This window comes from Candidatus Baltobacteraceae bacterium, from assembly GCA_036559195.1.
Classification (GTDB): Bacteria; Vulcanimicrobiota; Vulcanimicrobiia; order Vulcanimicrobiales; family Vulcanimicrobiaceae; genus JALYTZ01.
This window is the reverse complement of the sequence record DATBTN010000039.1, coordinates 36,279-58,465: the sequence shown is the minus strand read 5'-3', so window position 1 is coordinate 58,465 and position 22,187 is coordinate 36,279. Positions and strand designations below refer to the sequence as shown.

The following is a 22,187-nucleotide window of genomic DNA, read 5'->3' as shown; positions in this document are numbered from 1 at the left end:
AGGATGAGATTGATGGATTTGGCGGCTGCCTATTCCGGGACGCGTCCGGCCGAGGTGACGTTTGCGGCGACGGTTCTCGACGCGCCCCATTTTTTCTATGGATCCCATACGCACGCGATGCACGAGGCGTTCGACGCACAAACGGCCGCGGGGCCAGTCGAGATCGTCGATAACGTCAAGCTCGCGCCGCGCGTGCCCGTTCAAGCGGGCGATCGGATCGACGTGCGCGGCGAGATGGTGCACGATCCGGGCCGGGAACCCATCGTGCATTGGACCCATCGCGATCCTGCCGGCGAGCATACGGACGGTTTTATTCGCCTCCGGGGGCGGTTATATGCGTAGTACTCTTGCGTAGCGCGATCAGTTCGGGGATCGTGACGAAGCGGTAGCCCTGCCCTTTGAGCGTTTCGACGATCAGTCGCGTCGCTTCCACGTCTTGGCTACGATCGCAGACGTGCGGGTTGAGGTGCCGCAAGGCGCAGAGCTGCCCGCGGTTGCCGTCGTGCAGCACGAAGATCGAGCCATCCTTGACGTATTTCAAAACGCGTCGGGCGATGACCGCCGCGGGCGGGTACTCCCAATCCATCGCCAACGGAACCGACCACATTACGACCGTGTAACCGAGCTTGTGCGCGACCTGCATGACGGGCCAATCGCGCGCGCCGTACGGCGGACGCATGAGCGTCGTATGGACGCCGGTCGCGGCATAGATGGCTGCGTCGGTTCGCCGCAGCGACGCGTGTATTTGGCTGCGCCGCATCACGATTAGATGTGCGTGATCCCACGTATGGTTTCCGATGGCGTCGCCGTCGAGCACTTCGCGTTTCGCGGTTGCCGGATAGGCGCGAACCGCGCGCCCTACGAGAAAGAACGTCGCGCGGACGTGCTCGCGTTCGAGCACGGTGAGAATCTCATCGGTATACGGCGGGTTAGGCCCGTCGTCGTACGTGAGCGCTACGACCTTTTCGTTGAGCGGCCCATGCGTTACGGTCGGCCCGAAAATCTGATTGCCGGGCTGCTCGAAAAGCTCGTATCCGGCAAACACGAGTATGCCCGCGATCGCGACAATAGCGATGCCGCGCCACGCCGTGCGAGAAAACTTCTTCCCGATCAATGGCCCGCCCGAACCATCCGCTGTGCGTCGGCAACCTTTTTGCGAAACGACGGGGGACCGAAGGTGCGGAAGTCTCGCACGAGCTTTTCGTAGCGCGGGTCGGCGAGCGACGTGCTGTGCAGATGCAGCAGATCCGGCGTCGGTTTTTGCGGATCGAGGTGAATGGCGTATTGGTGCCCGGCTTGGCGCGCCAAATAGTGCGGATCCGTGAACGCGATCGTTCGCGAGCCGTGCTCGCCGTTGACTTGCTGGTAGACCTTAATCGTGTAGACGATGCTCGTATCGCCGCGCGCGGGCGTATTGACGATCTGCCAGATACCGTCTTGCACCGTCTTCTCGAAAAAGAACGACACGGTGTAGTTGCGATCCGGCGGCGAGGTGATCGTGATCAGCTTGCCGTTGAAGCCGTGAATTTGATACTGCGCGGTCGAGACGCCGTTAACGTCCTTCATCGAATACGTTTCGCGGTAGATCGGCGGCTTGTCGTACTGCAGCGTTAAGCTCACGTTGATAACGCTCGGCATCTGCTGGATCTTCGCCATCTGGTCGATCTTCGTGAGATCGGTATGGCGATAGAAGAACAGCCCCGCAACGAACATGATCGTGGCGAAAATACCGATCGCGGCGGGGACGAGGTTACGACGCATCGAGGGACCTTACTTGGTTGACGAAGGACGCTCCTGGTCGAGAACCCGATTGACGACGGCATCCGCAAGTTTGTTCTGCTTGCGCGGCACGTGCTTGAGATCGACGTGCGAGAACCGTCGCAGCAGCGCGGTCACCTGGCGGTGCAGCGGCTGAAGATCGGGGTGCTTCACGCGATATTCGCCGGTAAGCTGCTTGACCACGAGTTCGCTATCCAAACGAATTGCGATGGTCGTGATGCCCAGCTCCAACGCGGCTTGCAAGCCGAAGAGCACGGCGCTCCACTCCGCGACGTTATTGGTCGCGATGCCCAGAAAGCGCCCGACCTCGCCGATCACGGTGCCGTCGGGGGTCAGGAGCACGGCGCCGCTCGCGGCCGGTCCCGGGTTACCGCGCGAGCCGCCGTCGGCGAAAAGCGTCACCTGCACCGGAGTCGATTCGAAGAGCGAATTCATCTGGAGGCGAGGTTCGGCGATGACGAGCGCTATTGCTTCTCGAACTTCAAAGAGAGCGAGTTGATGCAGTAACGCGTACCCTCGGGGCCGGGGCCGTCGTCGAAAACGTGGCCGAGATGTGAATCGCAGCGCTTGCAGCGGACTTCCGTCCGGCGCATTCCCAAGCTCGAATCGTCCAGCAGCCGCACGTTTTGCTGCTGCTGGGGTTTGGTGAAGCTCGGCCAGCCACAGTGCGAGTCGAATTTGGCATCGGAAGTAAAGAGCTCGGCCCCGCAGGCACCGCAGCGGTAGAGCCCGCTATCGTGATTTACCAGCAACTCGCCGCTAAACGCCCGCTCCGTACCCGCTTCGCGCAGGATGTGATAGTGCTCGGGCGAGAGCTCCTTGCGCCAATCGGCTTCGGTCTTCTCGACTTCCGGCGAGGCATCGTGTTTCATCGTCATTTACGGCTTTACCAGCGGGTTCTTTTCGGCAAAGGCACCGTTCGGGTTCGCTTTCACCCACACGATCGCGTCCCAGATCGACGGCATGTCGAAAACGGCGACGACGTCGCTCGCGCTCGCGACTTTGCCCATCTTGACCAGATCGGCCGCCGTCGGATGCGCCGGATCTCCGCCGGCCTGGCGGAAGGCGGGCGCCATGATGTACTTGTCGTACTCGAGCGCACCCGTTGCACTCTTGGCAACGTAGTGAACGTGATCGTTAAATTGATAGAGGCGCCCCGGGTTCACGCCGAAAAGGCTCGGTCGCTTGGTGCCGGTTTGCACTACGGAAAAATCGGCCCCGAGGAGATTTCCGGCGGCGTCGTACCAGAGTTGGCTAGGGTGCCTGATGTCGGACGATTGCCAATGCAGATTGGCATAGCTGATCGCGCCGGTATCGTCGGCGTTCGTGTAGCGGATGTAGCCGGCTTTCTCGGCGTCGGCCGCCGTCGGAAAGCGCGCCGTCAGGTCGGCTTGGATCGCCGCCACGAAGGCCTTTTCAGAGGGGTTCAAGGGGCCGTTGAAGGTCGGGCTTTGATCGGCTGCGGCGCAGACCGTGCAGGCAAGCAACAGTCCAAAGACGCCGCAGAGAAATCGTTTCAGCATTTCCGGTCCTCCTAGAAGTTCTTTAGCCATCCCAAGCGGCGCAGGCCGAAGAACGTGACCGCGGAGGCGCCGACCAGTAGGCAACCCACCGCCATCGCTAAGCCCAACTCGGGTTGCGCGATCATTAGGACGCCCGTCGCAATAGCGACTAAAGTAATAACGAGAAAATCCCCCACCGGGGGCTGCCGTTTCGATTGCATTCTACACCGTATAACACGCTTCGAGGCAAAGCGTTGCGCGCGCCGCGTGCCGCGTATGGTAGATTTACGGTATGTACATACCGGCGCACAATCAGCTACCGGATCGCGAAGCCGCGCTGCGTCTGATTCGGGACTTTCCGCTCGGGACAATCGTCAGTTCCGCGGAGAACGGACGCCCGTTCGTTTCGTACCTGCCATTTGTCATTGCGGACGAGACGCCGCTCACGCTGCTCGGCCATTTCGCGCGCGCCAATCCGCAGTGGAAAGAACTCGAGGGCGCGGAGGTCCTCGTCGCCTTTCACGGCGCGCACGGGTACATCTCGCCGCGCTTTTATGCCGACCGTACCCGCAACGTTCCGACATGGAACTATTCGACCGTTCACTGCACCGGCACGGTTCGTCTAGCGGCCGGCGACCAAACCCGGCCGATACTGCGCCGCCTCGTCGAGCACGTGGAGTCCGGAGCCCCCGATTCGTGGAGCATCGACGAGTTGGACGATGAGTATTTCGACCGGCTTCAAAAAGCGATCGTCGCCTTTTCGATCGGCGTGACCGACGTAACCGCGAAGTTTAAACTGAGCCAAAACAAAAGCGACGGCGAACCCCAACATCTCATCCGCGCCCTACGCGCAACCGGTCGCGAATCGGACCGCCTGCTAGCCGACGACATGGCGCGAGCAAACCCCTTGTCATCCTGAGCTTGTCGAAGGACTGGGTCGAAGGACGCGCTTCGACAAGCAGAAAACCCGGCGCAGAAGCGCTCGGGTTTCCATATGGTCGGGCTGGTAGATTGTCCTCCAGCCGAGATCAAAATCCGTTATTTTACTTGAGTTCATCGGCCTCGTCCGCTCCAAAAAACCGTCAGTCACATCCTACCTGGTAGACGGCCTGAAAACTAATGCCAGGTAAACTTGCTATCGGTTGACAGAATCACTCATCGTCAAGGAATTCTGTTAAACAGCTGGGTCGAAACGTAGCGATGGGACCATCTATTCGAGGAACAGTCCCGTATCTGACGGGCGTTATCGCCGAGTGGAGGAAGGTTGACACGTGTGATAGCCTGATCTCCTGGGCTTTAGCGCGCAGGGTGAGAGGCCCACGACGGTCTTTGCCGTGGGAGCAATCATGGAAACCCGAACGTTTGGTCAGGAAGTCTGTGAGTACATCATGACGCTGGTGCCGTTTTGGCGTGTTAGCACCGAAGCGTGGAAGTTGTCCGATGACAATTACCTCGTGGGCATCGGCGTGCTGCGAAATTTTGGCGGCGACTTGATGGTGGCTACGCTCGGATCGGCCGACGAAGATGACGCAGAGCAGCTTCGCCTCATTGCGTCAGGAAAGCTCACTTTGCGATGCGGCTCGATCGACAATATTGTCGTCGTATACGACCACCGCAACGGCTTGCGTGCAGAGAATTTTGCGTTGGGCGACCTATACCCAATAGTTGCGTGGAGTTCGGCGGCTGAGTTGCAAACATACGTGATCCGGGATAAGGCCTGATGCTGTTCAAGGGCGAGACTCGCAACGAGCACTCGTACTTTCGAGATGCGATTTTGGAAATGCTGCAATCGCAGGAGACTGACGAGGAGCACAGCCTGTTTTTACAGGCGCTATCTCTCAGTCTGATAGTCACAATCTATCCGGTGCAACGCGCGAAATCGAGTGTTTCAAACTATCTTGAAAGCGCTGTCTGCATATACCCGATTGAAGCGCCTTCGAGGTTGCAAAATTGAGGTGCAGATGGAAAACGGACCCGGAATAGATATTTCCAGGTCCGTTCGGTCGATTCGGGCTGACAGGATTTGAACCTGCGACCCCTTGACCCCCAGTCAAGTGCGCTACCAAACTGCGCTACAGCCCGTTATTGTGTCCCTTCGACAAGGGCGGGTTTGCTACCATTACCATCCATTCCCCTTCGATGTCGCGCGTTCGGCCCACTTCGCGCCATCCCGTGCGTTCGTAGACTCGACGGGCGCTCGCGTTGCTCGGCCGCACCTCGAGTCGAACCTCGGAAACGCCGGCAGCGCCCATCGCGCGCAGGCCTTCCTCCACAAGCGCCGTTGCGATGCCCCGGCCCCGGGCATCGGGATGAACGGCGACGTTAAGTAGCTGCGCGTCACCCTGCGAACGATACTTCTGGCCGCTCGTGATGAAGAGCGCTTTGTTGCGCACGATTCGCCACATCGCGCCCAACCGCAGATCGTATCGTCCCGTCAGGGCGCGGACGGCCCAGACGAAGGCCGTGCCCGAGAGCACGGCCTTGCGCTGGATTGCTTTTATACTACGCACAAAGATTGCATAGCCAACGACTCTCCCGTCGTCGCGCGCCGCGAGAAACCCCGCGGGTTCGACGTCGTGAATGAATCTCCAAACGTCGATAAAAGCAGCGGGACGAGCCGGTCCGTTAAAGCGGGGTCCGTGCTCGTCCGCAAAAGCAAGCCCAAAGATTTCGACGGCTTGCGAAAGTTCGTTCCGCGCGAGCGGACCGATCGTTAGCGCTTGCGTCCGCCCTTCTTCGCGGGACTCTTCTTCGCGGCGCTCTTCTTCGCAGTCGCTTTCTTCGCGCCGGCACGGATGCCCGAAACGGCCTCCTTGAGGGCCTTGCCGGCTACAAACGCCGGGACCTTGCGAGCGGCGATCTTGATCTTTGCGCCCGTCTTAGGATTGCGGCCTTCGCGCGCCTTCCGCTGACGAACGACGAAGCTGCCAAACGGGGTTAGGGCGACCCGATCGCCCTTCTGAAGCGCCGTTTTGATTTCGTCGAGGACGAGATCGACGATTTCGCCCGCCTGTCGTTTGGACAGCTCGGCTTCGGCGGCAACGGTCTCAATTAGATCGGCTTTCGTCAAATGAAATTCTCCTTAGCGGCTCTTAAAAAAGTGCTTCAGTAGGGCAGGCCGCCTGGGAACTGCATATACGCAAGTCCGTAGCGCGCTCCTTCCAAAAAGTGCCGAAAAACCTTAATCTACCGGGCTTTTTCCGACTTTGGACCCAGTAGCTCGGCGGCCGCGCGAACCGCGAGTACGTAGGAGTTGGCGCCGAATCCGGCGACGGAGCCGACGCATACGGGCGCCACGACGCTGTTGGCACGGAACGTTTCGCGCGCGCGAACGTTGGAAAGGTGCACTTCGATCACCGGAATCGCGATCGCCGCAATCGCGTCGGCGATGGCGTACGAATAGTGCGTGTACGCACCGGGGTTGATAACGATCGCATCGTAGGTCGATCGCGCGGCGTGCAATTCGTCGACGATCGCGCCTTCGCTATTGTGCTGCACGCTGCGCGTTTCCAATCCCAGGTCGCGCGCGGCCGCCGCGATCGCGGAATCGATCTGCGCGAGCGTTTGCGTGCCGTATACGCTCGGCTCGCGTTCGCCGAGTAAGTTGAGATTGGGGCCGTGTATGACGAGCACTCGCATGGCGCGCCATTCGGGGAGGAAATGCGACTGCCCTCGGTAAGTCGAGCCCCTATGCCCGATCTCATCATTGCCGCGTCGGCGCCGGAAGCCGGTTTTGCCGTCGTTGCCGGAATCACCACCGAACTCGTACGCGAATCGCAAGTCCGCCACGCGCTGGCGCCGACGGCGGCCGCGGCCGTCGGACGCATCACGACGGGGGCCGCGCTCCTGGGCGCGAGCCTTAAAGGCAGCGAACGCGTTTCGCTGCAGATCTCGGGCGACGGACCGATCCGCGCCGTGATCGGCGACGCATGGATGCTCGGCGACGGCGCGATCGGCGCGCGCGGATACGCGAAGGTGCCCGAAGCGGACATGCCGCTCAACGATCGCGGAAAATTCGACGTTGCCGGCGCGATCGGCAGCGGATCGCTGCAAGTAACCAAATCTTACGAAGTGGGGCAACCGTACGTCGGCGTCGTGCCGCTCTATTCCGGCGAGATCGCCGAAGACATCGCGTCGTATCTCGTAGATTCCGAACAAATTCCGAGCGTCGTGGCGCTCGGCGTGCTGGCGAATCCGAGCGGCGTTATCGCCGCCGGCGGGCTGATCGCGCAAGTCTTACCCGGAGCCGACGAAAAAGCGATCGCGGCGCTCGAGCGGCGCGCGCTCGCGATGCCGCCGATTACGACGATGATTGCGGAGGGTGCCGACGCGCACGCGCTGCTGCACGCGCTCGCGGGCGATGCGGTCCTGCGTTCGCACCGCAGCCTCGCCGTACGCTTCGCGTGCCGCTGCAATCGCGACAAAGTGGAGACGGCCCTCTTGGGCCTCGGCGTCACCGAACTGCGCCGTATGTTGGAAGAGCGTAAGGAAACGCAAGCGACGTGCGAGTTCTGCAAGAAACTCTACGTCTTTACCTCCGAAGAGGTAAACGACCTGATTACTCGATTGGAAACAGCTTAGCCGGAGGCACGCGATACGGCTCGATCCGCTGCCAATAGGCTTCTTTTATGCTGCCCGCAACGTTCTCATACCACCAGCCGCATTCGCAGCGAATCGGCCGCTCGCCGGGCTGCGGATAGCCATACTCGCGTTTGCAGCGCTTGCAAACGAATTTCTTGCCTTCGATCTTCGGCATGGACGAGGTGTACGTCACCGCAGGGTCGGCCATGGTTACCTTTCGTTGGGAAGAACGCGAACGAATCGGCGCGATCCGACCGAGAGCACGGCGGGATCGGGCGACGCCCAGGGCGCCTTCGGGTCGGAGACGAGTATACCATCCACCCGCACGCCGTTCCCCGAGATTAGTCGCTCGGCGGCGCGCTTGCTCTCGGCGAATCCGGCGCCGACGATCAGGTCCACGACGCGGCGAGCGTCCCCCACGCGCAGTTCCGGGACGTTCTCGGTCGGAATCTCCTTGCGCTGAATCGTGCGTTCGAAATACTCGCACGCTTCGCGGGCGGCCTCCGCACCGTGATAGCGAGCTACGACCTCCCGCGCGAGCCGCTTCTTCTCTTCCATCGGCGCGAGCGTTCCGGCCGCGAGTCCCGCCGCCAGCGCGTCGCACGCGCTCTGTGACCGGAACGCAGCCAGGCGCGCATAGCGCGGCACGATCGTATCCGGAATCGACATCAATTTGCCGAATTGCGTTTGCGCGGATTCGGTAAGGCCGACGTAGTTGCCGTACGACTTCGACATTTTGCGCGTTCCGTCGAGGCCCTCGAGCAGCGGCACGGTCATGCAAATCTGCTGGCGCTGCCGCGCGTGCGCTTGAAAATGCCGCCCCATCAGCAGGTTGAAGAGCTGATCGTTTCCTCCGAGTTCCACATCGGCTTCGAGCGCGACGCTGTCGTACGCCTGCGCCACCGGATAGAGAAACTCGTGCAGCGAGATCGAAACGCCGCCCTTGTACCGCTCGTCGAAATCGTTGCGCGCGAGCATTTGCGCCACCGTGACTTGCGAGAGGAGCCGCAGAAGGTCGGCGAGCGCGAGTTTACCCAACCACTCCGAGTTATACCGTAGAGACACGCGCGACATGTCGAGCACTTTGCCCGCCTGGTCCGTGTAGGTGCGCATGTTCGCTTCGATTTGCTCGGCGCTTAGCGGAGGCCGCGTCTCGTTGCGCCCGGTCGGATCCCCGATGCGCGTCGTGAAATCGCCGATCAGCAGCGTAACCTTGTGACCGTCGTCGACGAATTGCTGCATCTTGCGCAGCACGACGGCGTGGCCGATGTGCAGGTCCGGCGAGGTGGGATCGAGACCCAGCTTAATGACGAGCGGCGTCGCGGCCTTGAGGCGCGTTTCGAATTCGGCTTTCGTCTCGACGTGGTCGAACCCGTCGAGCAATTCTTGGGCGGTCATAGAGGCTAGCGCAATTCCAAGATGGTGACGCCGCCGCCTCCCTCGTTTTCATCGCCGTAGCGCAGGCTCGCAACGCTCGGATGCGCGCGCAGGTGCTCTTGCAGCCCGCGGCCGAGCATGCCCGTACCCTTGCCGTGAATCAATCGCAAGGGGGAACTGCCGGCGAGAACCGCTTCGTCGATCCAGCGTTCGACGATCGGCTCGGCATCGACGAACCGCTTGCCGCGAACGTCCAGCTCGGCCATCGTCCGCGTTGCGGCTTCGAGCTTTGCCATGCCCGCCTGGGCCTCGGCCCGCCGGCGCTTCGCACCCGGGACGGCCGCGCCGCGCCGCGCAAGGTCGCTCTTGGGCACTACCGTTCGCATCGCACCGATCGCGACGAGCACCGACTGCCCGTTATCGGCGATGACCGTCGCATCCTGATCGAACGAAAGCACGCGAACCGGCTCGTCGATTTCGAATCGCCCGGTCACGCGCGCGTCGCTACGCTCCGGGCGGATACCGAGATCGCGGTGCATCTCGTCGACGGTGCGCGAGAGCAGCGCGCTTTGCCCCGGCGTTACGCGCGCGCGTTCGCCTTGCGCGCCTCGCAGCGCCGCGCGCCGCTCGAGTTCGGCTGCGAATTCGCGCAGCGCCTGCTGCATGCGCGTCTCGGCAGCATCGGCGAACTGGCGGCGTTCGCGTTCGAGCGCCTCGGTGCGTGCGCGCAGGTTGTTCTGCAGCGACTCGAGATGCGCGCGATCGCGCGCGAGCGCTTCCCGATCGTGTTGGAGACCGGCGTTGACCTCGGAAAGCTCCGCGAGCGCGCCTTCGTAGTCCCGTTCGCGGGTAGAGAGCAGCGATTCGGCACGCGCGATCAACTCGGGCGGAATCCCGCGCGATCGTGCGAGTGCGAAGGCGAGCGACTGTCCGGGCGCGCCGATATCGAGGTGATAGGTCGGCGCGAAGGTACGCGGGTCGAAACGCACCGAGGCGTTCGCGACGCCTTCGGTCGAATGAGCGAAGAGCTTGAGTTCGGTCGCGTGTGTCGTCACGATGCCGCACGCACGAACCGCGAGCAGGCGCTCGAGAATCGCAACCGCCAAGGCCGCGCCGCTCGTGGGCTCCGTCCCCCCGCCGATTTCGTCGACGAGTACGAGCGAGCACGCGTCGGCCTCCGAAATGATCTCGCGCATCCGCTGCAGATGCGCCGAAAACGTCGAAGCGTTCTCGGCGATCGATTGTTCGTCGCCGATGTCGGTGAAGATCCGGGTGAAGCTGCCGATCTGCGTGCCGGCGCCGGCCGGAATCTGCATGCCCGCATACGTCATCGCGACGAAGAGCCCGACCATCTTGAGCGCGACGGTCTTGCCCCCCATGTTCGGACCGCTGATGACGATCAGCCGCGTCGCGTCGTCGATCTGCAGCGACTGCGGAATCGCGCGTTCTCCGAGAAGCGGATGACGCCCCTCGTACACGGCGATCGTCGCGCTCTCGACGAGCTCCGGTACCAGGGCCCGCATCGACCGCGCGATCTGCGCCTTCGCTACGAGTACGTCGAGGAGCGCCAGCACTTCGACGTTCGCTTCGATCTGCGCGGCATTTACCCCGACGATGCGCGAAAGTGCGGCGAGCACGCGCGCCACTTCGCGCTCCTCTTCGATGCGCAGCGTACGCAGCCGATTGTTCGATTCGAGAGCCGCGAGCGGCTCGACGAAGAGCGTTTGGCCGCTCGAACTCGTATCGTGCACGATTCCGGGAAACTCGCCGGAGAACTCGGCCTTGATCGGCACCACGAAGCGGCCCTCGCGAATCGTGACGACCGAATCCTGAATGGCATTGGCGTACTTCGCCGAGCGCAGCATGGCTGCAACTCGGTCGCGCGCGTCGCTCTGCGATTGCACGATACTCTTACGAATGCGCGCGAGCGCCGGCGACGCGCGGTCCATCACCGCGCCGCGCTCGTCGATCGCATCGAGAATATCCCGCGCTACCTCGCGCAGCGGCCGGTACGGCGCCGTAATCGGGGCCAGCGCCTCGCTCGGCGTTTCGCGCGTTTTATTGAAAGCGGCGGCGGCGGCGGCAAGCGCCTCGGCTACGCTCCGAAGCTCCGCGGCGGCCAACGTCGAGCCGAGCGCCGCGCTCGCCGTCCACGCGGCCGTATCGCGCGCGGCGCCCACGTGCAGGTCGATGGACTCGACCAATCCGCGGACGGCATCGGTCGCCGCCTGCTCCGCTCGCACGCCCGCGAAATCGACCAGCGGCGCGAGCGCGCTTGCGTAGGTATGCCCGCGCTCCGTACGCGTTTGGCCGACGACGCGCTCGCGCACGCTCGCAAAATCGAGCGTATCGAGTGTCCGCGGGTCCGCTAGATCCATGACAAGTGCGCGCCGTCAGTCGAGCTTTTGCTTGAGCAACGCTCCGACGAGGGCGGGATTGGCCTTGCCGCGCGAGTGCTTCATTACTTGGCCCGTCAAGAAGCCGAGGATGTTGGTCTTCCCGGATTTGTAGTCGGCCACGGCCTTTTCGTTCGCGGCGAGCACCTCGTCGACGAAGGTTGCGATCTCGCCCGCGTCGCTCGTCTGCGCGAGCCCCTCGCGCTCGACGATCGTCTTCGGCGAACCTTCGCCCTTCCACATACGCTCGAGCAGATCTTTAGCGATTTTCGAGTTGATCGTTTGGCTCTCAACGAGTGCGATCAATTCGGCCAAGGCAGCCGGTGCCACCGGCGATTCGTAGATCGCGACGCCGGTCTCGTTGGCCAGACGCGAGAGATCTCCAAGAACGAAGTTCGTGGACTGCGCGGCGTGTTTGCTCGCGGCGACCACGGCGTCGAAATAGGTCGCGAGCGGTGCGTTATCCACGAGCTGCGTCGCCTGCGACGGCGTCAGGCCGAACCCGCCATGATAACGCTCGAAACGGGCGAGCGGCAATTCCGGCAACTCGCTTCCGATGCGATCGACGACGCTGCGGTCGAGTTCGATCGGCAGCAAATCGGGATCGGGGAAGTAGCGGTAATCGTGCGCCTCTTCTTTGCTGCGCATCGGGTGCGTGGTACCGGCGCCTTCGTCCCACCCGCGAGTCTCCTGCGTCACGCGCCCGCCGGACTCGATCAAGGCGGTCTGGCGCGCGATCTCGCTCTCGATGGCGCGATGCACCGAGCGAAACGAGTTCATGTTTTTGATCTCCGTCTTCGTGCCGTACTCGGAGGCTCCGACCGGGCGGATCGAGACGTTGGCATCGCAGCGCAGCGAGCCTTCTTCCATCTTAACGTCGCTCACGCCGAGCTGAACGAAGGTGCGCTTGAGTGCATCGAGATAGCCCACCGCTTCGTCAGCGCTGCGGATATCGGGCTCCGAGACGCACTCCATGAGCGGAACGCCCGCGCGATTGAAGTCGATCAGCGAGTGCGAACTGCCGGCGATGCGGCCGTCGCCGCTGCCCGCGTGCGTCGACTTTCCGGTATCCTCTTCCAGATGAATCCGCGTTAAGCGGCATTCCTTGATCGTGCCGTCTTCGAGCCAATAGCGAACCACGCCGCCCTGCGTGAGCGGCATGTCGAACTGCGAGATCTGGTAATCTTTGGGCATGTCGGGATAGAAGTAATTCTTTCGATCGAACTTCGAAAAGGCCGGAATCTCCGTGCCAAACGCCAGGCCCGCGCGCACCATGTGGAGCACCGCTTCTCGATTGACGACCGGCAGCGCGCCGGGGAGCGCCAAACACACCGGGCAGACCTTAGTATTGGGCTCGCCGCCGAACTCGTTGGGGCACGCGCAAAACATCTTGCTCTTCGTCTTGAGCTCGACGTGACACTCGATACCGATAACCGCTTCGAACGCACTCATGCCACGGCCACCGCGGCCTTGAGCGCGTGCTGCGTCGCCTGTTCGTAGGCGTGCGCGGCGCCGAGGAGTTTCGCTTCTTCAAAGAGCGGTGCTGCAAGCTGTAGCCCCATCGGCATCGGCGCTTCGCCGCCCGCCGGCGTAACGTATCCGCAGGGAACCGAAAGCGCCGGCAATCCGGCGAGCGACATCGGAATCGTGTAATAATCCATCATATACATGCTGTAGGGATCGCTCTTCGCGTTGAACGCGAATGCCGGCGAGCTGGCGGCGGGCGACGCGATCAAGTCGCAGGTTGCGAAGGCGCGCTTGAAATCGTCGCCGATGAGCGTTCGTGCCTTCTGTGCTTTCACGTAGTACGCGTCGTAGTACCCGCTCGAAAGCGCGTAGGTGCCGATCAGAATGCGGCGCTTCACCTCGGCGCCGAAACCGGCGGCGCGCGTGGCTTCGTACATCTGACCGACGTCGGCGCCGTCGACGCGCAGGCCGTATCGCACGCCGTCGAAGCGGGCGAGATTGCTGCTGCACTCGGCGGGTGCGATCAAATAATAGGTCGCGAGGCCGTACTCGGCGGTCGGCAGCGAGACCTCCACGAGTTGGGCGCCCAGCTTCTCCAAGTCGGCATAGGCGCGCGCGTAGAGCGCCGCAATATCGGGTCCCAAGGTCTCGGTGACGAATTCTTTGACGATCCCGACGCGCACGCCCGCCAGATCGGTGCGCAGCGCCGTCGCCGTGGGTTCGACCGCCCGATCGATGCTGGTTGAATCCATCGGATCCTTACCCGCCATGACGTCGTACGCGAGCGCCGCATCTTCGACGGTGCGCGTGAGCGGTCCGATCTGATCGAGGCTCGATGCAAACGCGATCAGCCCGTAGCGAGAGATGCGACCGTACGTTGGTTTGAACCCGACGAGATTGCAGAACGCCGCCGGCTCGCGAATCGAACCGCCCGTATCGCTGCCCAGGGCGATCGCCGCTTCGTGCGCGGCCGCGGCGGCGGCCGAGCCGCCCGAACTCCCGCCGGGCACGCGGGTGAGATCGAACGGATTGTGCGTGGTACCGAGCGCGGAGTTCTCGCACGAACTGCCCATCGCGAACTCGTCCATGTTCGTCTTGCCGATCGGGATGCCGCCCGCATCGAGAATGCGCTGCACCGCCGTCGCCGTGTACGGAGCCACCCAATGCTCGAGAATCTTCGATCCGCACGTCGTGCGCGTTCCCGCCAAACACATATTGTCTTTGACGGCAATCGGAACGCCGGCGAGCGGTAGCCGTTCTCCGTTGCGAACGCGTTCGTCCACGCGAGCGGCCTGCGCCCGCGCGAGATCGTGCAGACGCGTCAGATAGGCGCCGATCTGCCCGTCGACGGCGTCGACGTGCGCGAGCGTCGCATCGGTTACTTCGCGCGCCGACTCCGTCTTCGCGTTCACGTCGCGTGCGATCTGCGCCGCCGTGCGCATCGCTAACCCTCCTCCGCGATGATTCGCGGAACGCGGAAAAACGAGCCCTGGCGCTGCGGAGCCTGCGCGAGAACCGTTTCCCGATCCAAACACGGTCCGACGGCGTCGACCCGCTCGACGTTGCGCGATTCGACGACCTGTGCGGTCGCCGAGACGGCGGCCGTATCGAGTTCGCCGAGTGCGTCGACGTGTCCGAGTAGATCGCCGAGCTGCCGGCCAAACGACTCGACCTCGTCGTCGGTGAGTGCCAGCCGCGCGAGTTTGGCCACGTAACGGATATCGATCTTATCGGATGACAAAGTCAGGGTACTCCGGATTCTCCGTGCGATCTGGGTGTGCGGCGCGTTCGTCGCCCGGCCACTGCGGCACCGGCGCGTCTTTGAACTCGGTCGCCGCGATGTGGTTGGCCATCGTGGACTCCCGATAGAGCGTTACCAGCGTCTCGACGTGTCCGGTATGCGGAAACATATCGAACGGCGCGACGACGCCGAGCCGATATCCATTGGCGACCAGAAACTTCAAATCCCGGGCCAGCGTCGCCGGGTCGCACGAGAGATACCACACGTTGGGCACCTCGGCGGCAACGACGGCTCCGAGCGTCACTTCGTCGGAGCCCTTGCGGGGCGGATCCAGAAAAACGATCTGCGCGCCGGCCAGCGCCTCGCGCCCCTCGGCCTGACGGAGCACATCTTCCACGCGGCCGGAGCGAAAGCGCACCCGTTCGCTCAGGCCGTTGAGCGCGGCGTTCTCGTTGGCTTCGGCAATGGCTTGCGGGCTCTCTTCGACGCCGAAAAGCTCGCAGCCGAGTTTGGCAAAATACAGCGCGAACGTGCCGGCCCCGCAATAGAGATCGACGATTTTTCGCGGCGCCTCCAATCCGCGCGCCATGAGTTCGAATATGCGCCCGACGATCTCGACGTTGACCTGAAAGAACGAGCCGGCCGAAACCCGGTAGCGCACGCCCGCAATCGATTCCTCGATCTGCGGCGAACCCGCAACGACGCGGTGTTTGCGGCCCATGATCGCATTCTGGCTCGTGAGATCGAACGAGTTGGTCAGGCCGACCGCGCCGCGCAGCCGCTCCAGCATGGCCGGCGCCGTTGTAGTGACGCCGTCGGAGGGCTGGGCGGTCGTAAAGGTGACCACGCTTTGATCGGTCGCCTTGGCACTGCGCGCGACGATATGCCGCGTCTGCTCGAATGCCGGTGCCGTTCGTGCGTCGAAACGCGCCTCGTTAAGCCGCCCGATGTGCGCGTTGAGCTGCGACGTCACGATCGGGCAGCCCTCGATCGGCACGAGATCGTGCGAGCGCTGCTGATAGAAGCCGATCTCCGGCACGGCCGCGCGATGCTCGACGACGAGCGACATCTTGTTGCGGTAGTTGCGCGGATTGATCATCCCGACCGGATCGCGGATCTCGATATCCGTAAAGCCGCCGATGCGCGCGAGCGCGTTACGCACGACGTCCTTCTTCCACGCGAGCTGGGCGGGGTAGCTCAAGTGCTGCACCTGGCAACCGCCGCACGTTCCGAATACCGGGCAGAATGGAACGGCGCGAAACGGCGAGGCTTTGGTGATCTCGATCAGCTCGCCGACCGCGTACTTCGGTTTGATGGCGTTGATGCGAACGCGGGCGCGCTCTTGCGGCAACGGGCCAAAACAAAAAACCACCAGCCCGCCGGTGCGGCCGACGGCTTGTCCGTTCGCGAGCAGATCGTTGAACCCGAGTTCGACGTGCGCCCCGACGCGCAACGGCGCGCCGGGAGGGCTAGGCGTTTCTCTGATCGTCAAGCGTTTTGAGCAGCGAGTTGGCCTCGTCGATGAGTTGTTGGATGCGTTGGCTCGTGGGATCCACGGGCCGCCGGTTCATCATGGCGCGAACGACGGTAAATGCAAGTGCGGCCGAGAGTCCGGCAACGCCGACCCAGATGAGCGTTCGCGTGAGCGCCTGCGAGTCGCGGCCGGTGCGCGGCGGAATCTGACCGTTGGTCGGATTCGTTTCGTTCGTGAATTGCGCTTGCGTCAAAATCTCCTACTCCTACGGGCCATCACGGTATTCGCTACGCGCACGCTCAATGTCTTTTCCGCGCTTCGCGCGAAGGCGCATCCATGACGAAGATATTCGCGATCGGATTGCTCGCCATAACACTTGCAGTGGTACCCCAATCCGCCGGCCCGGTGTCTGTGGCTTACGCGGGCTCGCTCGTTACGACGATGGAGGGTCCGCTCGCCCAAGCCCTGGCGGCACGGACCGGTTTGACGTTTCAGGGCGAAGGCAAGGGCAGCCGCGAGCTTGCGAATCTTATACGCGACGGCCTGCGGATGCCCGACGTCTTCATCACCGCCGATCCGAAACTGCTCGCGGGCCTGCCGGTCGGCTCGAGCGTTACGTTCGGGTCCGCGCGCATGGTCGTGGGATACTCGGCAAAATCGCCAAACCGCGCGCTTTTTGAAGAAGCGGCTGCCGGAAAACGCTCGATTCTCAACGTGCTGCTCGCGTCCGGCGTACGAGTCGGCCGGACCGATCCGCAACTCGATCCAAAAGGCCAGCGCACCCTCGAGGCGGCGCACCTCTTGGCCGCTTATTACCGCAAGCCGTCTGCCGAAAAAGCCCTTCTGGCCAAGGCCGAAGTCTTTCCAGAACAGGACCTGCTCGTGCGGGTCGAGAGCGGCGAACTCGATGCGGGCTTCTTCTACTCGACCGAGACCAGCGCCAAACAGTTGCCCGTGGTCGAACTGCCCGAGCAAGCCAACTTGGCGTCCAAGATTACGTACACCCTCGCGATTATGAGCAACGCCCGGCATCCGCAGGCGGCCCGCCGCTTCGCCGATTTTGTGTTGGACGGTGCGGGGAAGGCGATCCTCGAGCGGGCGGGGCTGCGCTACTTCCCCAGGCGCCCTTAACCCGGAACCCGTACCCTCGAAAGCGGTGCGGCGCCTTAAAGACCGCGCACGACGGCTGCTTTGGTGGTCGCTCTTGCTTTCGGTTCTCATTCACTTCACGATCGGGTCGTATCTGGCGACCCTCTTTTTTCGCCACGTCCTGCGATTCGGCGGCGAGCGGGCGCCGATCGTCGTAACCGCTCACGTCACCATCGAGCACCGGCCGCCGGCGACTCCCCGGCCCCAGCACACGCCGCAGCCGCGCCGCACCGCCGTGCGGACGCCTCGAACGATCGTCGTGCCCCGCACGGCTAACGCCGCGGCCGCCCCGTCGCAGCGATCGGCCGCGCCGCATCGCAAAGAACTCTCGCACTTCGATAAGCGCGCGCCCGCTCGATTGACGGCCAAGACGATCGCGCAGCAGGACGCCCAATTTGCCAAAACGATCGCGGATGCGAAAAAGGCGATCAACCCCGTAGCGGGCGCCACTTCGGGAAGGGTCGCCGCCGAGCCGCCCGCCCATTTCAAACGGGATCTCTCCGGCATTCCGGGCGCCGGCTCCGGGGACGGCTATCTCTATCCCGTCAAATCCTGGAAAGACGGGGGGTACGACTACTACTACGTGCGCTACCGGGTCACGTACGCCGACGGCACGCCCGAAGAGGGCATCGTGCCGTGGCCGATCCGCTACCTGCCCGGGGAAGATCCCTTCGTGCGAGGTATCCGGCGCATTCCGCTGCCGGGCCCGCTGGCCGACTTTCAACTCGCGGCCGGCGTGGCGATGCAGCCGCTGGTCGCGTATTGCTACGCACACCGCTTGCCCTATTGCCCGATCGATCATAATTAGAGCGTGTCACGCGCGCGCGAGCGGGGGTTTCACGCGCTCATGTGGGCGCTGCTGCTCTCGACGATCCTGCATTTCGTTTTCGGGCCGCTGTTGGCGGCGTTGATCTTCTTTCGCTTGCTCCCGAATCCGAACCAAGTGCCGATCGAGCGAGAAGTCGTTACCTCGTCGGCGATTCGCATCGAACGCCGCGCGCGCCCGCAACGGCTCGTTCGGCCGCAGCCGCGCCGGGTTGCGTTTCGACGGATAGCGGCGAAGGTGCCGCCCGCGATTCACGTGATCCACGTGAATCACGTGAATCACGTGGCTCACGTGAAGGCACCCCGGACGGAGCAGCCGCGGACGCTCACGCCGCAAGCCATCGCGCAACAAGAACAGCGATTCGCGCGAACGATCGCACAAACGCGCAAAGTTGACGATCCCGTTCTCGGAGCCGCACGCGCCACGCAGCCCCCGGTTTCGATCAGGCACTATCGCATCAACTTTGCGGGTGCGGCCGGCACGCCGTCGGTCGAAGTCTACGGCGAACCGATCAAATCGTGGCGCGAAGGCGATTGGGATTACTATTATATTCGCTATTCCGCGCTCTTCGGCGACGGCAGCGTGGAGAACGGCGTGATTCCGTGGCCCGAACGTTACCCCAACGGCGACGATCCGTTCGCCGAACACCGCGACCATTTCCCGGTCCGCGGGCCGTTACCCGGCTACGTCTTACCGCCCGGCACCCAACTCACGCGTTTTCTCCAAATGGTGTACCAATTGACGCCTCGATAGTTGAAGCGACTAGTGAAAGTTCCGGGCACGCACGCCATCGACGATGCCGTCGCTTTCGAAGGCCCAGAACTTGCGCGCGAGCACGTCGATGCCGGCGCCGTCCTTCTGCAGCTTGCCTTCGATAATCAGCGTCGACGATTGGCGGATCGTTCGGCGGTTGCGTTCGTAAACGTCGGGCCGCACGATGACGTTGACGAGCCCCGTTTCGTCCTCGAGCGTCAAGAAGACGAACCCCTTCGCGGTTCCGGGACGCTGGCGCGTTATCACCATGCCGCCGACGCGACAGATGAGATTGTTCGGCTGGGCGGCGAGCTGCGCGGCTTGCAGCACTCGTTCGCGCTCCAAAAACGGCCGGAAATGCACGATCGGCTGCTCCGTCGGCGCGATGCCCGTCGACCACAGATCGAACGCCGACTCTTCCTGTTTCGAGAGCGTTTTGAAACGCGCTTGCGGTTCGTCGACATCCATGATGCGCCCCAGTTCGCCGCGCGTCTCGCGCTCGTCGAGCCCGCGCAGCGCCCACATCGCATCGCGCCGCGCGGCAAACCAAGGCGCAAAGGCGCCGGCCGCCGCCAGATTTTCGAGCGCCTCTTTTTCCAGTTGCGTTCGCTGCGCGAAGGCACGAATATCTTCGAACGGTCCCTGCGCGAGCGCCGCTTCTAACCGCTCTTTCTGCGCTTCGCCGAGCCCCCGTATCACGTGGAACCCCAATCGCAACGCACCGTCGCTATCGACGCGGCTCCAGTACTCGCTCGCGTTTACGGCGACGGGTTTAATCGCGACGCCGTGACGGCGCGCGTCGTTGACCAGCACTTCGGTTGAGTAAAACCCCATCGGCTGCACGTTGAGGATCGCCGCCGCAAAGATCGCCGGGTAGTGGCACTTTACGTATGCCGACGCGTAGGCCAAGAGCGCGAAACTGGCGGCGTGCGATTCCGGAAATCCGTAATCGGCAAAGCCCTCGAGCATCTTAAAGAGTTTATCCGCGGCGTCGCGATCGATGCCGTTGCTCACCATACCCTCGACGAGCCGCGGATAAATCTCCTGCATGCGTTCGTGCGAGCGCTTATGCCCCATCGCGCGGCGCAATTGATCGGCTTGCCCCGGCGAAAACCCGCCCGCTTCGATCGCCATGCGCATTCCTTGTTCTTGAAAGAGCGGTACGCCGAGCGTTCGTTCGAGAATCGGTTTGAGTTTGGGATGCGGATAGGTCACCGGCTCGAGTCCGGCGCGCCGCCGCAAAAACGGATGGATCATCTGCCCTTGAATCGGCCCGGGCCGAATGATCGCAACCTGCATGACGATATCGTAAAAACACGTCGGCTTCATCTTCGGCAGCATCGACTGCTGCGCGCGCGATTCGATCTGAAACACCCCGATCGTATCCGCCCGCTGCATCATCTCATACGTCGCCGGATCCCCCGCCGGAATACTATGCAAACCCAATCCCCCTTTGTCATCCTGAGCTAAGCCTGCCCTGAGCTCGTCGAACGGTCGAAGGACTGCGTGAATGGCAAACGCTTCCCGCAACAGCGAGAGCATGCCCAAACCCAACAGATCGATCTTGATAAGTCCGAGGTCTTGCAGGTCGTCCTTATCCCATTGCACGATCGTGCGGTCGCGCATCGTCGCCCACTCCACCGGCGCCACGCGCACGAGTGGATCGCGCGTGATCACCATGCCGCCGGAGTGAATCCCCATATGCCGCGGAAACCCGTCGATGCGCCGGCAAAACGTCAAAAGCCGCTCGCCGGTCTCGCCGCCGCCCATCGAATCGGCGAGCGATTCACGTGCGTCGTATTCGCGCGCGACGGCGTCCACTTGGGCGAGCGTAAGACCGATCGCTTTGCCCACATCGCGAATCGCCGAACGCGTGCGATAACTGATGACCTCGGCCGCCATCGCGGCGTTACTGCGCCCGTATCGATCGTAGATATATTGAATGACCTTCTCGCGGTCTTGATGCGCGAAGTCGATGTCGATGTCGGGAATCTCTTGACGCTCTTCGGACATGAAGCGCTCGAAGAGCAGATCCATGCCGACCGGATCGACGGCGGTGATCCCGAGCGCGTAGCAGACCGCGGAATTCGCTGCCGACCCGCGGCCCTGGCAGAGTACGCGCAGTTCGTTGGCCGCGCGCACGATATCCCAAACGATGAGAAAGTATCCGGCAAGATCCATCTTGGCGATGATGCCGAGTTCGTATTCCAACTGCCGTTCGACCGCGCTGCTCAGCGGCATGCCGTACCGTTCGGCCGCACCTCGCGCTACCAGTTCGCGCAGATAGGTTTGACGCGTGTAACCTTCCGGTACCGGAAAGAGCGGGAACTGCCCGAGCAAACGGTCGAGCCGGAACCCGCACCGCTCGGCCACGTTCAACGTATTGCGAAGGGCGTACGGGTAAGGCTTGAAGAGCCGCCGCATCATCCTCGCGTCTTTTAAGTGATACTCCGCATTGGCGCGCAGCAGCGCATCGCTACGAGCCTGGCCGAGGTTCGTCTTCAGCTTGATGCATGCGAGGATGTCGGCGAGTTGCGCGTCCTCTTTACGCGCGTAAGCGACGCCGTTGGTAACCACGCACGGAAGCGATCGCTCCCGCGAGAGATCGAGCAATGCATTACACAGACGCGCGTCTTCGGCGTGCAGATGCTGTTGGAGTTCGAGATAGAACCGATCGCCGAATCGTTCGTGCAGCGCATCGGCTTCGCGCACGGCTCGCTCGCGATCGCAGGTTCGCAACGCGCGCTCGATCCGTCCGTTCGCACCGCCCGAGAGCGCGACGAGCCCGTCGCTGCGTTCGTCCAGATCGCCCAGCTGCAAGCGCGCATCGCCCTTGCTGCCCCGCATCTGCGCGACCGAGATCAGTTCGCACAGATTCGCATACCCGCGCTCGTTCTCGACCAGCAGCACGATCCGGGCGCCGTCTTCAAAGGTCAGTTCGCTGCCGAGGATCGCCGGCAGCCCTCGCAGCTTGGCATGTTTGGCGAAGCGGACCGCCCCATAGAAGCCGTCCCGATCGGTTATAGCGAGGCTCTTGAGGCCCAGCTCGACCGCACGATCCACCAGCTCCTCGGGGTGCGACCCACCCTCGAGAAACGTGAAATTCGACCAGCAGTGCAGCTCCGCATAACCATCCATGGGC

General features: G+C 62.9%; 23 protein-coding genes, 1 tRNA gene and 1 pseudogene. 7 read left to right on the top strand and 18 right to left on the bottom strand.

The window, feature by feature from the left end; genetic code table 11:
- Window positions 1-12 precede the first annotated feature (12 nt).
- The gene (locus VIG32_04750) at window positions 13-342 is read left to right on the top strand and encodes a DUF3465 domain-containing protein (protein HEY8297314.1); all 330 of its coding nucleotides are present in this window, start codon (window positions 13-15) and stop codon (window positions 340-342) included.
- Here VIG32_04750 and VIG32_04745 read toward each other — a convergent pair.
- The 5 genes from VIG32_04745 to VIG32_04725 are packed head-to-tail and all read right to left on the bottom strand — an operon-like array spanning window position 311 to window position 3,302.
- Window positions 311-1,114 (bottom strand): polysaccharide deacetylase family protein, encoded by an 804-nt coding sequence (locus VIG32_04745; GenBank protein HEY8297313.1) that lies wholly within the window; start codon window positions 1,112-1,114, stop codon window positions 311-313. The genes VIG32_04750 and VIG32_04745 overlap by 32 nt on opposite strands.
- Window positions 1,111-1,761, bottom strand: a complete 651-nt coding sequence (locus tag VIG32_04740; GenBank protein ID HEY8297312.1) for a hypothetical protein — start codon at window positions 1,759-1,761, stop codon at window positions 1,111-1,113. The genes VIG32_04745 and VIG32_04740 overlap by 4 nt, the downstream gene beginning before the upstream one ends.
- Before the next feature lie 9 nt (window positions 1,762-1,770).
- Entirely contained in the window at window positions 1,771-2,214 is a 444-nt protein-coding gene (locus VIG32_04735; protein ID HEY8297311.1) for a ribonuclease HI family protein, read from the bottom strand.
- 29 nt (window positions 2,215-2,243) lie between these two features.
- Entirely contained in the window at window positions 2,244-2,651 is a 408-nt protein-coding gene (gene msrB / locus VIG32_04730) for a peptide-methionine (R)-S-oxide reductase MsrB (protein HEY8297310.1), read from the bottom strand.
- A gap of 6 nt (window positions 2,652-2,657) precedes the next feature.
- On the bottom strand, window positions 2,658-3,302 hold the full coding sequence (locus VIG32_04725; protein HEY8297309.1) for a hypothetical protein: 645 nt from the start codon (window positions 3,300-3,302) through the stop codon (window positions 2,658-2,660).
- A gap of 271 nt (window positions 3,303-3,573) precedes the next feature.
- Here VIG32_04725 and VIG32_04720 point away from each other — a divergent pair, with 271 nt between their 5' ends.
- Complete coding sequence (locus VIG32_04720) at window positions 3,574-4,200, top strand: FMN-binding negative transcriptional regulator (GenBank protein HEY8297308.1); 627 nt, start codon at window positions 3,574-3,576, stop codon at window positions 4,198-4,200.
- 427 nt (window positions 4,201-4,627) lie between these two features.
- Window positions 4,628-5,002, top strand: a complete 375-nt coding sequence (locus VIG32_04715) for a hypothetical protein (GenBank protein ID HEY8297307.1) — start codon at window positions 4,628-4,630, stop codon at window positions 5,000-5,002.
- Window positions 5,003-5,289: 287 nt separating this feature from the next.
- Here VIG32_04715 and VIG32_04710 read toward each other — a convergent pair.
- The 4 genes and pseudogenes from VIG32_04710 to aroQ all read right to left on the bottom strand — a co-directional run bounded on the left by VIG32_04710 (window position 5,290) and on the right by aroQ (window position 6,914).
- Window positions 5,290-5,363: transfer RNA gene (locus tag VIG32_04710), tRNA-Pro, on the bottom strand.
- Window positions 5,354-5,950 (bottom strand): GNAT family N-acetyltransferase, encoded by a 597-nt coding sequence (locus tag VIG32_04705; protein ID HEY8297306.1) that lies wholly within the window; start codon window positions 5,948-5,950, stop codon window positions 5,354-5,356. The genes VIG32_04710 and VIG32_04705 overlap by 10 nt, the downstream gene beginning before the upstream one ends.
- Before the next feature lie 131 nt (window positions 5,951-6,081).
- Window positions 6,082-6,351, bottom strand: a pseudogene (locus VIG32_04700) (HU family DNA-binding protein).
- Between the two features lie 116 nt (window positions 6,352-6,467).
- Window positions 6,468-6,914 carry a type II 3-dehydroquinate dehydratase gene (aroQ, locus tag VIG32_04695; GenBank protein HEY8297305.1) on the bottom strand — a complete coding sequence of 149 codons (447 nt, stop codon included), beginning with the start codon at window positions 6,912-6,914 and terminating at the stop codon, window positions 6,468-6,470.
- A gap of 57 nt (window positions 6,915-6,971) precedes the next feature.
- Here aroQ and hslO point away from each other — a divergent pair, with 57 nt between their 5' ends.
- Window positions 6,972-7,862 (top strand): Hsp33 family molecular chaperone HslO, encoded by an 891-nt coding sequence (gene hslO, locus VIG32_04690; protein HEY8297304.1) that lies wholly within the window; start codon window positions 6,972-6,974, stop codon window positions 7,860-7,862.
- Here hslO and VIG32_04685 read toward each other — a convergent pair.
- Genes VIG32_04685 through VIG32_04650 form a run of 8 tightly spaced genes read right to left on the bottom strand, consistent with a single transcriptional unit; the run spans window position 7,840 to window position 16,570 of the window.
- Complete coding sequence (locus VIG32_04685) at window positions 7,840-8,070, bottom strand: hypothetical protein (GenBank protein ID HEY8297303.1); 231 nt, start codon at window positions 8,068-8,070, stop codon at window positions 7,840-7,842. The genes hslO and VIG32_04685 overlap by 23 nt on opposite strands.
- Before the next feature lie 2 nt (window positions 8,071-8,072).
- The gene (gene tyrS, locus VIG32_04680) at window positions 8,073-9,260 is read right to left on the bottom strand and encodes a tyrosine--tRNA ligase (protein ID HEY8297302.1); all 1,188 of its coding nucleotides are present in this window, start codon (window positions 9,258-9,260) and stop codon (window positions 8,073-8,075) included.
- A gap of 5 nt (window positions 9,261-9,265) precedes the next feature.
- On the bottom strand, window positions 9,266-11,617 hold the full coding sequence (locus VIG32_04675; protein HEY8297301.1) for an endonuclease MutS2: 2,352 nt from the start codon (window positions 11,615-11,617) through the stop codon (window positions 9,266-9,268).
- A gap of 15 nt (window positions 11,618-11,632) precedes the next feature.
- Window positions 11,633-13,087: an Asp-tRNA(Asn)/Glu-tRNA(Gln) amidotransferase subunit GatB gene (gene gatB / locus VIG32_04670; protein HEY8297300.1), complete on the bottom strand. Its 1,455-nt coding sequence runs from the start codon at window positions 13,085-13,087 to the stop codon at window positions 11,633-11,635.
- Complete coding sequence (gatA, locus tag VIG32_04665) at window positions 13,084-14,544, bottom strand: Asp-tRNA(Asn)/Glu-tRNA(Gln) amidotransferase subunit GatA (GenBank protein HEY8297299.1); 1,461 nt, start codon at window positions 14,542-14,544, stop codon at window positions 13,084-13,086. Before gatA ends, gatB begins: the two co-directional genes overlap by 4 nt.
- Window positions 14,545-14,546: 2 nt before the next feature.
- Window positions 14,547-14,843 (bottom strand): Asp-tRNA(Asn)/Glu-tRNA(Gln) amidotransferase subunit GatC, encoded by a 297-nt coding sequence (gene gatC, locus VIG32_04660; GenBank protein ID HEY8297298.1) that lies wholly within the window; start codon window positions 14,841-14,843, stop codon window positions 14,547-14,549.
- Window positions 14,830-16,335 (bottom strand): 23S rRNA (uracil(1939)-C(5))-methyltransferase RlmD, encoded by a 1,506-nt coding sequence (rlmD, locus tag VIG32_04655; protein ID HEY8297297.1) that lies wholly within the window; start codon window positions 16,333-16,335, stop codon window positions 14,830-14,832. Before rlmD ends, gatC begins: the two co-directional genes overlap by 14 nt.
- A complete protein-coding gene (locus tag VIG32_04650; protein HEY8297296.1) occupies window positions 16,313-16,570 on the bottom strand; it encodes a hypothetical protein in 258 nt (85 codons plus the stop codon). The genes rlmD and VIG32_04650 overlap by 23 nt, the downstream gene beginning before the upstream one ends.
- A gap of 83 nt (window positions 16,571-16,653) precedes the next feature.
- Here VIG32_04650 and VIG32_04645 point away from each other — a divergent pair, with 83 nt between their 5' ends.
- Genes VIG32_04645 through VIG32_04635 form a run of 3 tightly spaced genes read left to right on the top strand, consistent with a single transcriptional unit; the run spans window position 16,654 to window position 19,045 of the window.
- On the top strand, window positions 16,654-17,448 hold the full coding sequence (locus tag VIG32_04645) for a substrate-binding domain-containing protein (GenBank protein ID HEY8297295.1): 795 nt from the start codon (window positions 16,654-16,656) through the stop codon (window positions 17,446-17,448).
- A 25-nt stretch (window positions 17,449-17,473) separates the two neighbouring features.
- The gene (locus VIG32_04640; GenBank protein ID HEY8297294.1) at window positions 17,474-18,274 is read left to right on the top strand and encodes a hypothetical protein; all 801 of its coding nucleotides are present in this window, start codon (window positions 17,474-17,476) and stop codon (window positions 18,272-18,274) included.
- A gap of 3 nt (window positions 18,275-18,277) precedes the next feature.
- Entirely contained in the window at window positions 18,278-19,045 is a 768-nt protein-coding gene (locus VIG32_04635) for a hypothetical protein (GenBank protein ID HEY8297293.1), read from the top strand.
- A gap of 9 nt (window positions 19,046-19,054) precedes the next feature.
- Here the strand turns inward: VIG32_04635 and VIG32_04630 are convergent, their stop codons facing one another.
- Window positions 19,055-22,183 carry an error-prone DNA polymerase gene (locus VIG32_04630; GenBank protein HEY8297292.1) on the bottom strand — a complete coding sequence of 1,043 codons (3,129 nt, stop codon included), beginning with the start codon at window positions 22,181-22,183 and terminating at the stop codon, window positions 19,055-19,057.
- Window positions 22,184-22,187: the final 4 nt, after the last annotated feature.